At 41.9% G+C, this 11,795-nt stretch carries 11 protein-coding genes; 1 reads left to right on the top strand and 10 read right to left on the bottom strand.

Features of this window, described 5'->3' with window-relative positions:
- Window positions 1–102: 102 nt before the first annotated feature.
- The 5 genes from ileS to RYO55_RS02850 form a co-directional block, all read right to left on the bottom strand.
- A complete protein-coding gene (gene ileS / locus RYO55_RS02870) occupies window positions 103–2,937 on the bottom strand; it encodes an isoleucine--tRNA ligase (protein ID WP_314984079.1) in 2,835 nt (944 codons plus the stop codon).
- Window positions 2,938–3,399: 462 nt separating this feature from the next.
- Window positions 3,400–3,606, bottom strand: a complete 207-nt coding sequence (locus tag RYO55_RS02865; RefSeq protein ID WP_314984078.1) for a hypothetical protein — start codon at window positions 3,604–3,606, stop codon at window positions 3,400–3,402.
- A 3-nt stretch (window positions 3,607–3,609) separates the two neighbouring features.
- A complete protein-coding gene (locus tag RYO55_RS02860; RefSeq protein ID WP_012863765.1) occupies window positions 3,610–4,245 on the bottom strand; it encodes a DUF805 domain-containing protein in 636 nt (211 codons plus the stop codon).
- 218 nt (window positions 4,246–4,463) lie between these two features.
- Complete coding sequence (locus RYO55_RS02855) at window positions 4,464–5,033, bottom strand: DUF805 domain-containing protein (RefSeq protein ID WP_314984077.1); 570 nt, start codon at window positions 5,031–5,033, stop codon at window positions 4,464–4,466.
- Window positions 5,034–5,036: 3 nt separating this feature from the next.
- Window positions 5,037–5,924 (bottom strand): DUF805 domain-containing protein, encoded by an 888-nt coding sequence (locus RYO55_RS02850; RefSeq protein WP_314984075.1) that lies wholly within the window; start codon window positions 5,922–5,924, stop codon window positions 5,037–5,039.
- Window positions 5,925–6,097: 173 nt separating this feature from the next.
- On the opposite strand from RYO55_RS02850, the gene RYO55_RS02845 reads away from it, so the two are divergent.
- Complete coding sequence (locus RYO55_RS02845) at window positions 6,098–6,394, top strand: hypothetical protein (protein ID WP_308521897.1); 297 nt, start codon at window positions 6,098–6,100, stop codon at window positions 6,392–6,394.
- A gap of 210 nt (window positions 6,395–6,604) precedes the next feature.
- Here RYO55_RS02845 and trpA read toward each other — a convergent pair whose 3' ends face one another.
- The 5 genes from trpA to RYO55_RS02820 form a co-directional block, all read right to left on the bottom strand.
- Complete coding sequence (gene trpA, locus RYO55_RS02840; RefSeq protein ID WP_314984074.1) at window positions 6,605–7,396, bottom strand: tryptophan synthase subunit alpha; 792 nt, start codon at window positions 7,394–7,396, stop codon at window positions 6,605–6,607.
- The gene (trpB, locus tag RYO55_RS02835; RefSeq protein ID WP_314984073.1) at window positions 7,389–8,582 is read right to left on the bottom strand and encodes a tryptophan synthase subunit beta; all 1,194 of its coding nucleotides are present in this window, start codon (window positions 8,580–8,582) and stop codon (window positions 7,389–7,391) included. The genes trpA and trpB overlap by 8 nt, the downstream gene beginning before the upstream one ends.
- A 42-nt stretch (window positions 8,583–8,624) precedes the next feature.
- Window positions 8,625–10,091, bottom strand: coding sequence for a bifunctional indole-3-glycerol-phosphate synthase TrpC/phosphoribosylanthranilate isomerase TrpF (gene trpCF, locus RYO55_RS02830; protein WP_314984072.1), 1,467 nt, complete (start codon window positions 10,089–10,091; stop codon window positions 8,625–8,627).
- A gap of 3 nt (window positions 10,092–10,094) precedes the next feature.
- Window positions 10,095–11,105, bottom strand: a complete 1,011-nt coding sequence (gene trpD, locus RYO55_RS02825; protein WP_314984071.1) for an anthranilate phosphoribosyltransferase — start codon at window positions 11,103–11,105, stop codon at window positions 10,095–10,097.
- Between the two features lie 526 nt (window positions 11,106–11,631).
- On the bottom strand, window positions 11,632–11,795 hold a 164-nt coding region (locus RYO55_RS02820), incomplete at its 5' end, for a glutamine amidotransferase-related protein (protein WP_314984153.1).

Below are 11,795 nucleotides of genomic sequence, written 5' to 3'. Positions count from 1 at the left end.
GATAATAGAATTATTTTAATTATGGATTTTTACTACAGCGTTTTTATTATAGTAGTCTTATTACAACACTTTTATTATAGTAGTCTTATGACAGCACTTTTATTATAGTGTTTTTACAACGCTGGCACAGCGATCACAAAGTGTAGGATGTTCACTATCTTGGCCTACTGTATCGCGATGGATCCAGCAGCGTTCACATTTTTCGAGACCAGAGGCAACAACAACTGTTGCAACGCCAGTTTCTTCGTCTTTTACAGCCTCTGCTGGTGCAGCACCGTTTACGATGTGAGCTTCGGATACGATAACGAGTTTAGCCAAGCCTTCTTCACCAAGAGCATTCAATGCATCAAATGCAGCGCCTTCAGCGTATACCGTAACGGATGCATCCAATGGGTGACCAATTGTTTTGTCTTGACGCGCAAGTTCCAAAGCTTTTTGTACGGATGTACGCAAGTCTAACAATTGGTTCCATTTGTCAGCCAATTCTTGATTGAAGTGTTCTGGATGACCTTGTGGCCAATCTTGAAGCATAACGGATTCGCGCATACTCTCTTCTTTAGGCATGTATTTCCAAACTTCTTCTGCTGTGAAGGAAAGCACTGGAGATACCATAGCTACCAATGTTTTCAAGATTTCATACATCGCTGTTTGAGCAGAACGACGAGCTACGTTGTTTTTGCTTTCAGCATACATAGTATCTTTCATTACATCAAGATAGATGGAGCTCAAGTCTACGGTGCAGAAGTTATGAATTGCATGGTATAACATGTGGAATTCATAATTTTCGTACGCATCAGTAACCTTTTGACGCACTTCTTCTAAGCGCAACAATGCCCATTTATCGAATTCAGACATATCTGCGTAAGCCACTTTATCAGTATTTGGATTGAAGTCATCCAAGTTACCGAGTAAGAAACGGAATGTATTACGGATCTTACGGTATACTTCGGATAATTGTTTTACGATGTCTTTAGACAAACGTACGTCTGCTTGGTAATCTGCGGAGGATACCCACAAACGCATAACGTCAGCGCCATATACGTCGATGATATCGCTAGGTGCTACTGTATTACCTACAGATTTGGACATTTTGCGACCTTCGCCGTCCACAACGAAGCCGTGAGTCAATACGGAGTTGTAAGGTGCTTTACCTGTTGTGGCTACTGCAGTCAACAAGGAAGAGTTGAACCAGCCGCGATGTTGATCGGAACCTTCAAGGTACATAGCGCATGGTACGTCAAGATCGTTAACTTCAAGTACGCCAGCCCAAGAGGAACCCGAGTCGAACCATACGTCCATGATGTCAGTTTCTTTTTTGAACTCATCATGACCGCAATGAGGACATTTGAAACCTTCTGGTAACAGTTCTTTTGCACTGTGAGCCCACCAAGCATCGGAGCCTTCTACGGCTACTTTTTCTTGTAATGCTTTGATAGTATCATCGTTGATGATGTGCTCGCCGCAGCTTTCACAATAGTAAATAGGAATTGGCACGCCCCAAATACGTTGACGGGAAATTACCCAGTCACCACGATCGCGAACCATGTTGAAGATACGGTCATGACCCCATTTAGGAATCCATTGCACTTGATTGTCGATTGCATCAAGAGCTTGTTGACGGTACCCATCTACAGAGGAGAACCATTGTTCTGTAGCACGGTAGATTACAGGATTTTTACAACGCCAGCAGTGAGCGTATTGGTGACGCAAGCTAGATTTGTGAAGCAATGCATTATTGTGCGCCAAGATTTTGATTACAGGCACCTCTGCATCGTGGATTTCTACACCAGCCAATGGGAATTCGGTATCGCCATAACGGTTGTCGTCCACTTGTTTTGTGTAGTTACCAGTTTCATTAACAAGAGATACGATAGGAAGTTCAGTTTTGCCTTCCTTGTTATAACGCATAACGATGTTAAAGTCATCTTCACCGTGTGCAGGCGCTGTATGTACACAACCAGTACCGGCTTCAAGTGTTACATGGTCACCAAGCAATACTGTGGAATTACGTTCTACAAATGGATGTTTGAAATCAGCCAATTCTAAATCTGCACCAGAGAAACGGTTTACGATTTCGTAGTCTTCGATACCGATATCTTTCATCGCCGCATCAACTAGCTCAGTAGCCATCAAGTAATATTCTTCGCCTACTTTTACCCAGCCATATTCAAGCTCAGGGTTAACGGAGATTGCTACGTTGGCAGGCATTGTCCAAGGAGTAGTTGTCCAGATAACAGCGTATGCTTGTTTTGGATCTACACCAGCTGGCAATGTCACCTTTTTCTCGGATACATAAGGAAATTTTACGTAAATGGAGAAGGATTTTTTCTCAGCGTATTCGATTTCTGCCTCTGCCAATGCAGTTTCACAGTGCGTACACCAGTATACAGTTTTAAGACCTTTATAGATGTGGCCGCGTTTTGCCATTTCGCCGAAGATACCAAGTTGTTTTACTTCGAACTCAGGGCGCAATGTCAAATACGGACGATCCCATTCGCCTAATACACCAAAACGAATGAAGTCTTGCTTTTGAGTTTCTACGCATTCTAATGCATATTCCTTACATTTGTTACGCAAGTCCAATGGCGCCATTTCATGACGGTTAAGGCCAGTGTTTTTAATAACCGCATGCTCGATTGGCAAACCATGTGTATCCCAACCAGGGATATAACGAGTATAGTGACCAGTCATAGTCTTGTATTTCATAATGATATCCTTCAACGTTTTGTTGAGGGCATGGCCGATGTGCAATTTACCGTTCGCATATGGAGGACCATCATGCAAAATGAATGGCTTTGCGTCTTTACGCAATTCCAAACGTTTTTGATAAATCTTGTTATCTTCCCAGAATTTTAAGATCTCTGGTTCGCGCTTAGGCAAATTGCCGCGCATTGGGAATTCTGTTTCAGGCAAATGTAACGTCTTACCGTAATCCATGATGTGCTCCTTTTACATAAAAAAATCGCCCGTCCCCGAAGGGACGGACGTCATATCCGTGGTACCACCCTACTGACTCTCGTTACTAGTGAAAGCTAACGCCACTGCAACTGCGATTGTCACACCATGCTAGCACATGATTGTAACACATATGACGCAACTCATCACGTAAACTGTGAAAGCCACTTAGACATATAACGGTGTTCACCGGCGGCGTTGCCGCTTGCTCCAAAGTGATCCGCACATCTCTAGATTTCCAAACCTTTCAGCCTATGAGTTTGGTCTCTACAAAATCCGCCTGAGACATGCCGTCTTTTTCAACGCAATATTCATATAATAGATAATTATAGGACTCACGAGGGGGAATTGTCAAATACTTCATTTCTAAGTTTAATAAAAATTTTTTTCTCATTAAGCAAAAGAAAAAGCCTACTTATGTAGGCTTTATTGTAAATACAATTATTAGATTGCACTCATGAGAATTAATTCAAGAATAATAATTGCAATGCACACGTACATGAATTTACGATCCATGTCGTCAGTTGGAGTTTCTTTAAGGCCAGTGCGAGCAGCTTCTTCAGCAGTGACAACTTCATAGCTCATTGGAGATCCGTATTGGTTATCACCTTCATCACCCTTTTGAGCAAGTAGATAAATAGGATACATCATAGCCTACATCGCACTAGTCATAAGTAGTTTATCTACCAAGAACCAAAGCACAAAGATAGCGCAGAATAGTCCTGCAGTTAGCCCCATAGATGGCGTAGTATCAATAAGACCTAATTCACGGGCCATTTGTTTTGTTACAACCACTTGACCTGTAGGGGGACCAAAGCGATTTGATAGGCTTTCACCAGGTAGAGCCATAAGGATCAACAGGATAATGGTCCCTACCACCGGGATAAATCCAATAAATACGAGTCCGCCTGATCGGCCTTGATCGTGTAAGCGTCGTACTGAAACGGCCACGCCAGGAATAACCATAATCACGGACAAAAGAACAAGAATGACCAAGCCAAAACCTACGCCTACTACACTAGACAGTGGGCTAATATAGCTCAAAAAAGCACAAGTAAATAGAATGGCCACAAACAACAATTGATAGACTAAAAAGAAATGCCAATATTCACTACGACTTGCACGACCATCAAAGTCAGCATATTTATAAACCAAACATTGTTTAAAGTTTTCAATCAAGCCTAGATTATATTTATCTAACGAGATTTGTGGCCTACTAACATGCCCACATTCTGGGCAGTAACAATCTGTTTTTAACACTTCATGTCCACAATAGGGACAAGATTTCATAATAAACTCCTTCTAGTTACAAACAGGAATCAGCAAAGATTACGAAGTCCTGCTGTACTTAACACATATAACAACTTAGATATTTTTTATTTATTAATATCTATATTTTTGAATTCATCTGAAATTCATTTTACTACAAAGTGTTATATTGTCTATAAAGGAGATGTTAAACTTTTATAAAATAAAATAATGAGATTGTTAATAAATGCAGATCTTTATTACATATATCCATTCCCATTAATACCATACCATAATATCTCTCTAATGATATCAGCAATAATAATAGATTGGATAATAAAGATAGCAATCCCCATCGCCCAATCTTGGCGACGGGATGGAGTTTCTTCTAGACCAGTAGCTTTGCTAACCTCAGGAGTAATAGGTGTATATCCGGTTCTTTCACCATATGAATTCTCTCTTTGATCGCCACGACGCAATTCGTAAATGAGAAATATAAAGAATCCTATAACAGGAATAAATGAGATTAGCTGCGTCCAACCACTCCGGCCAATATCATGCATACGCCGCGCTGTGATAGCTATATTGGGAACTATAAAGAAAAGGGATACCCCTACAGCAACATTATCGATAAGCGCTTCATAATTAGGGAAGCCCAAGGTACTACAAAGTAAAGCTAAAATGCCAAGTAATCCTTGTATCAATGTAACGCCTGCCACGAATCGCCAATATTCACTCCGGCTAACACGACCGTTAAAATTAGCATAGTTCCTAATACCTAATTTGAAGGCATCAGTATAGTTCAAATCATATATATTTATGGTTGACATAACCTAATCCTCCTCTGCGGCTTCAATAGCAACAATGCCCCAGCCTTTGCCTTCATTATGCAAACGAACTAATAGAGGCTCTGATTTATCTTTAAAAGTAACGGTAAAGCCCATATAGTTTACAACAATATCATCATCTTGGTCTTGAGAAACATAGTCAAGCTGTATCGCTTTCACCTTAGGAACCTCTTCCTTAGTCATGGCTTGTTCCCATAGTTCAAAGCTACCATATCGTTCCATAGCACGAGCGCTCAAATAACGATATGCACCATGATAATCCTTTTTATTGAGAGCTTCATAATAATTACTTACCACAGTACGCCCCTCTGTTGTAGCCGTTTCACTTTGTAAAAGACGATTTGCTTGTTTCGTTAACGAACTAGGTTCTAAATTGCCATAAGCAGTCTCCTCTACTATAAAATTATGATTAATCATTGTACTACCTGCACTAATGGCTAGGCAGCTTAATACTAATATAGCCACGATAAAAAGGCCTGATACGGAACGTTTTTCCTCTAATCCATTAGATACAGGCGATGTGCGCTTACAGAATAGATACAATAATGCAAGCCAGCCTAAAATAGGAACCAATAGTAAAATCATCAACGTTGGATCATTATTAGAGTCTCGTAACCGTCTTGCCATTAGCATAATCTTCGGCAAGCATAACAGGATGGACAATACAAATAATACGCCGCCACCAATAGAGACAGCATAAAGAAATCCGTACGGTATGTAGGTTGCAAGACCTGTAATACATATAATTAAGCCATATACAAAGGATATGGCACTTATGGTGAGCCAAAAATCGGCTGTATTGGTACGTCCCTTACTGTTCGCATAGTTTTCCACTAGCTCACGATAGAGGATTTCGTATACTCTCTGTTTCATAAAGCTCCTACTATAATCTTAGATAATATTAGATAATAAACATATATAGATATTCCTATTATACTATGATTTATCAACTTAGTTGATTCATTTTTTGTTCATGAAATCTACCTATACTACAGATATATTTCTTACAACTAAAATTCGTGCAATTAATTATGCAGGAGATAATTATGAAAGCTAAATTAATTAAAGCAGTAGCCTTGGCCAGTTTAGGTGCCTTCTTAACAGTTGGTATTGGTACCAATGTAGCCCAAGCCAAAGATTATCACTTCAAAATCGGTGAAAACCATCGCATGGTAAAAAATGATGATGGCACAGTAGATAGCAGCGATCATCCATGGTACAAAGTAAATGATAAAAAGAAAAAGCACAGAAAGCATAGAATATCTGAACGTGAAAAGCATGATAAAAATGCAACAGCAAAACGCAGCGAACGACACCAACGTTCTGAATCCTCTAATGACTAAGCCTCGTTCCTGTGCCAAAACCACCAAAAGAGAACACATTTAAAAAAGTGCATGCTCATCATAACCAACATGTACATGAACAACATTAAATACCAAATGAACTGCACCCCAAAAATTGAATTCAATTTTTGGGGTGCAGTTTTTCTATGTCAAAATATTCTAAAAAATCTAAATGACTTACTAAAACCGGTATTTAAATGAAATCATTTATTATACACTAGCCTTTAGAACAGCTTGTTTCATGGATTTTACGTAATCAAACAACGCTTGATCCGCATGTTCACCGTGTTCTGCCACGATTTTAACGATGGCAGAGCCTACGATAGCACCATCGGATACGCGCGCCATAGCTTCCGCTTGTTCTGGCTTAGAGATACCAAAACCAACAGCTATCGGGATATCCGTATATTTGCGAATCATTTCAACAATGGATTTAATATCCGTCTTAATTTCACTGCGCATGCCTGTAACGCCAAGTGAGGATACACAGTATACAAAGCCTTCTGCGTCTTTGGCGATCATTTCGATGCGGTTTTCAGATGTTGGCGCAATTAAGGATACAACTTCAACACCATGCTTATGAGCCACACTACCGAGCTCGCCTTTTTCTTCAAATGGCATGTCTGGTACGATAACACCAGAGATTCCCACCTCTTCACAGAGGGTAAAGAATTTTTCACGACCAAATACATAAATAGGATTCAAATAGGTCATGAATACGAGCGGTATAGTCACCGCATCATCACCTGTACGCAGACGACGCACCATATCGAAGATATCATTGATTTTTACGCCTGTAGATAATGCGCGTGTACTTGCTTCTTGGATAACTGGGCCTTCCGCTGTGGGATCGGAGAAAGGAATACCGATTTCCACCATGTCTGCACCGGCTTTCACCATAATGCGAATATAACGTTCTGTATTTTCAATACCGTGGTCACCAGCACTAATGAACGGGATGAATGCCTTGCCCTTTGTGAAAGCGTCTTTAATTTTACTCATGAAGATCCACCCCTCTATATTTCGCCATAGCCGCCACGTCTTTGTCACCGCGACCAGATAAACAAATAATAATGATGTCGTCCTTGCTCATAGTAGGAGCAATTTTACGTGCATGTGCCACCGCATGAGCACTTTCAATCGCAGGAATAATACCTTCCAAGCGAGATAAATATTCAAAGGCATCTACTGCTTCGTCATCTGTAACAGGCACATATTCAGCACGACCGCTATCGTGCAAGTACGCATGTTCAGGACCGATGCCAGGGTAATCGAGGCCTGCAGAGATAGAATATACTGGAGCAATTTGACCGTCTTCATCTTGGCAGAAGTAAGATTTCATACCGTGGAAGATACCAACAGACCCCTTCGCGATTGTTGCTGCATGTTCCTCTGTATCGATGCCGCGACCTGCTGCTTCACAACCGATGAGACGAACCCCTTCATCTGGAATAAAGTGATAGAACATGCCCATCGCATTGGAGCCACCGCCTACGCAAGCCATAACAGCTGTTGGCAATTTGCCTTCTGCTTCGAGGATTTGTTCACGCGCTTCACGACTGATAATAGATTGGAAATCACGAACGATCATAGGGAATGGATGGGCACCCATAACGGAGCCCAATACATAGTGCGTATCGGACATGCGGTTTGTCCATTCGCGCAACGCTTCGGAAACCGCATCTTTCAATGTACTAGTCCCTGTTGTTACTGGATGCACCTTAGCGCCTAGCAATTCCATACGATATACGTTAAGCGCCTGACGTTCACAGTCCTCTGCACCCATGTATACTTCGCATTCCATGCCCATCAATGCAGCGATAGTAGCCGTTGCCACGCCGTGTTGACCTGCGCCGGTTTCAGCAATAACGCGTGTTTTACCCATCCGTTTTGCCAATAACATTTGGCCGATTACGTTATTCAACTTGTGAGAACCAGTATGGTTTAAGTCCTCACGTTTTAAATAAATTTTGGCTCCCCCAAGGTCCTTTGTCATACGGTCCGCATAATATAACAGGGATGGACGACCTGTATATTTTTTATGTAAATCCTCAAGTTCATGTACGAAATCAGGATCATCTTTGTACTTATTGTACGCCTCTTCCAATTCGATAACCGCATTCATCAATATTTCTGGCATAAATTGACCCCCAAAGGAGCCAAAATAGCCATGTCTTTGTTCACTCATATAACTTACCTTTCTATATACCATTCCTGCTAGCACGCCATACTATGGCATTGCTATTGTTCTCACAATGTTAGTGAAAGCTTTTATCTTCTCATCGTCCTTCACGCCTTCTGTTTCAATGCCGCTACTGATATCGATGCCGTACGGTCGAACCGTACGAATGGCACGCGCTACATTGGTGCTATTGATACCACCAGCGAGCATAAATGGTCGTTCAAACTCATCTAACGAGGCCCAGTCGAAGACTTCGCCCGTACCGCCCCGTTCATCTTTGTGGTACGTATCAAATAATAGCATATCGGCACTACTATCGATCCACACCTCTGCATCTGCAGCACTGCGGATTTGAACAGCCTTCCAAACCTCTACATTAGTACGTTCTTTTAAGGATTGGATAAAAGCTTCATCTTCATCACCGTGCAATTGCACCGCATCAAGATTTACTTCTGTGGCAATCGTAACGAGATTATCTAGCGTTTCATTGACAAAAATGCCTACCGTTTTAATAAATTCTTGTACTACATCATTACTGCATTGTACTTCGTCTCGACTATATCGATTTCCATATTGCTTATGTAGTTCTTTGACCAATGATTTAGCTTGGTCTACAGTAACTTGTCGTTTGCTTGGTGCAAATACAAGACCCATGTAGTCAGGATTTGCTTCTATTACAGCAGGAATTGTTTCTATCTTGGATATACCGCACATTTTAACCTTTGGTGTGTAGTAGGTTGAACCATAGAGATATGCTAGTTTCTCAATCTTGTTAGGAGAACGCATGAAGGTTTCTCCCATCAACGCTACTCCGATATTGTTATCCCGCAATACTTGGATATCCTCTGGCGTTTCAAGACCGCTTTCAGATACGAAGATTACATCGTCTTGCACAAGATTACGCAAGCGCACGCTATTTTGTACATCTACAGTAAAGTCCTTGAGGTTCCGATTGTTAACGCCAATAATGCGGGCACCGCAATCGATAGCCATTTGTACCTCATGTTCGTCATGGGCCTCTACCAAAGAGGACAAACCAAGAGAATCAGCTAACTCACGGAACTTTGTTAACGTAGGCACATCTAAACATGCACAGATCAAGAGAATCGCACTAGCGCCCCACACCTTCGCTTGGTAGATTTGGTACTCATCGATGATGAAGTCCTTGCGAAGCACGGGGATTTTTACGGTGCTTGCAATTTCTTGCAAATATTTTTTATCACCCTTAAAGAAATCTGGCTCCGTCAAAACAGAGATAGCCGCAGCACCAGCCACTTCATATTCTTTGGCGATCTCTAAATACGGGAAGTGCTCTGCTATGATGCCTTTTGATGGAGATGCCTTCTTGACTTCGCAAATGAAGTTGAAGTCTTGTTGACGAAGGGCCGCTTCAAAAGGAAATCCTGTATCAGATGGTAATGCTAAAGCCGCTGCTTTCACAGACTCTGGAGATTCCACCTGTTTTTCTTGGGCTACCCGAATTTTGGTCGCCTCTATAATCTTATCTAAAATCAATGGTTACACCTCTTGTGTTGCTTTCACAAACTGTTCCATTGTAGCAAGAGCCTTGCCAGAGTCGATCATATGTTTCGCCTCTTCGATGCCCTCTGCCAATGTAATGCCGTCTTTCGCAAGGTAAATCGCCATGCCCGCGTTAAGAACAACAGCCGTGCGTTTACCGCCTTGCTCACCACCGAGAACGCGACGTGTAATCTCAGCATTTACCGTAGCATCTCCACCTTCAAGCTCTTTTTTGTCCGCATATTCAAAACCATATTCCTTTGGATCGAATTCGTAGCTTGTGAACGTCCCATTATTAATTTCACATACGTACGTTTTATTAGTAGCCGTAATCTCATCAAGGCCGTCGAAGCCATGTACCACGGCACCGCGTTTAACACCAAGATTAGCCAATACGCGAGCCAACGGTTCTACCAGAGATTTATCGTACACACCCATCAACTCCACAGTAGCACCTGCTGGATTTGCCAAAGGGCCAAGGATGTTAAACACCGTACGAACGCCCAACGCCTTACGTACAGGACCAGCATACTTCATAGCTTGGTGATATACAGGAGCAAACATAAAGCACATATTGGCTTTGTTAAGAACCGCTTCGTTTTGCTCGCCGTTAAGCTCTAATTTAGCACCCAACGCTTCAATTAAATCGGCAGCACCACATTTACTAGATACACTGCGGTTACCATGTTTCGCTACAGGAATACCTGCTGCAGAAATGATGAAACCAGATGTGGTAGAAATATTGAAAGTATTCGCTTCGTCACCACCAGTACCTACGATTTCTACAACTGCACCTTCATGAGGTACAGAACCAGCCTTCTCGCGCATAACCTCAGCAAAAGCCGTAACCTCATCTACAGTAGGACCTTTTGCTGCAAGAGCACACAAGAAACCAGCCATAGGAACCTCGGGTACATCGCCGCTCATAATCTTGTTCATTGTATCTTTAGCAAGGTCGTAGGATAAGTCCTGACCATGCGTTACTGCATATAATGCGTCTTTAATCATTTATAACTCCTTTTGAGGATATCTATTAAATTGATACCATATCTACCTAGTCGGTAACGATTGGGTCATGCCCTCAGCCTCCAAGTGGCCCCCCCCCCCGCTATGCGGGGCGCCAAGTCCGCTTCGCACATAACCCAATCGCACCTACCCAGCTAAAAAATTATACCAATTTAATAGATATCCCTCATACAAACTATTATCAAATGATCCTGCGCATGATATGGAGTAACGCACAGATCATTTCTTTATAAGAGGTGGGAAGATAGAACGGCGTAGCCGTTCTTTTCCCTTGTGATGATTCACATATTTCTTTAGAAAATATGGCTACTGTTCGATATATGTATTGTAGAGGGGCTATTAAGTAGGTAATGCCAAGGTTGAGTTGGCAGGAAATAAGGTCTTAAGGAACGACTTGGCGGCCCCACGTAGTAGGGTGGTGGCCACTTGGAGTTCCGAGAGACCTTATTTCTGCCCTATCGTTCTAGAGCCTTAGAATAGCCCCTCGATACATAAATTAGGCTGTAGGTTATTTTTCTAAGAAATTGCGAATCATTTGTTCCCCGTTTGGTGTCATGATGGATTCCGGATGGAATTGCACTCCATAAATCGGGTAGTCTTTGTGTTCTACGCTCATTACTTCGCCGTCGTCTGTAATGGATGTAACGATGAGTTCGCTTGGCATGGTTTCGT

It is taken from the genome of uncultured Veillonella sp., from assembly GCF_963551295.1.
GTDB lineage: Bacteria > Bacillota > Negativicutes > Veillonellales > Veillonellaceae > Veillonella.
Note: the sequence above shows the minus strand (reverse complement) of the source record. Positions and strands in the feature narration are given on the sequence as shown.